This is a genomic window from Streptomyces sp. AA1529 (assembly GCF_000280905.1).
In the GTDB taxonomy this organism is placed as follows: Bacteria; Actinomycetota; Actinomycetes; order Streptomycetales; family Streptomycetaceae; genus Streptomyces.
Genome location: NZ_ALAP01000095.1, coordinates 1 through 904 on the forward strand (window position 1 = coordinate 1; position 904 = coordinate 904).

1 protein-coding gene is annotated in these 904 nt (G+C 67.8%); it reads left to right on the top strand.

The window, feature by feature from the left end:
- Positions 1 to 123: 123 nt before the first annotated feature.
- A complete protein-coding gene (locus tag A949_RS0128010; RefSeq protein ID WP_026005100.1) occupies positions 124 to 888 on the top strand; it encodes an IS5 family transposase in 765 nt (254 codons plus the stop codon).
- Positions 889 to 904: the final 16 nt, after the last annotated feature.

Sequence of the window (904 nt, forward strand, 5' to 3'; positions counted from 1 at the left end):
TGAGGTGTTTCCAACCTGGAGCGGTGGGTGCGTAGTTGGGTGGAGGGGCGGTGTCCGGACGTGAAGAAGCTCCTGGTAGACGGGTTCACGACCAAGATCGCCTGTCCCACCAGGAGCTTCCGCGTGCTTGTCTACCCGTCCGGCGTCGATGTGTCCACCTCGACCCTGCGCTACCTCTCCGCCCGCCTTCGCGCACGGCGCCGCGAGATGGGGACACGATGGCGGCGGCTGTCCGCCGGACGGCAGGCCCTGCTCGTGCTCGCGCATCTACGGTGCGGCCACACCTACGCCCAACTCGCGGCTGGCTTCGGCGTCGGTACCACCACCGCCTACCGGTACATCGCCGAAGCGGTCGAGGTCCTGGCCGCCCTCGCCCCGACTCTCGCCGAAGCCATGCAGGCCGCCTCGGCCAAGGCGTTCGTGATCCTGGACGGCACGCTGCTGCCGACCGACCGCATTGCCGCCGACCGGCCCTTCTACTCCGGGAAGCACAAGAAGCACGGAATGAACGTGCAGGTCATCACCGATCCACGCGGTCGACTGCTGTGGGCCTCACCCGCCCTGCCCGGCGCAGCCCACGACATCAGGGCCGCACGCACCCACGGCATCATCGACGCCCTGGCGAAGGCCGGTGTGGAGTGCTGGGCAGATAAGGGCTACCGCGGTGCCGGCGGAACCATGCGCCAGCCCTACTGGGGGCGCTGGGAGACGCTGTCCGCAGGTCAGCAGGCCGTCAACCGCTCGCACGCGAAGATCCGCGCACTCGTCGAGCAGGCCATGGCCACCCTCAAGACTTGGCGACTCCTGCGCAAGCTGCGATGCTCCACCACCCGCATCACCAGCCTCGTCCAAGCTGTCCTCACCCTGCACCTGACGTGCTCAAACTGAGCTTGGAAAACGCTCA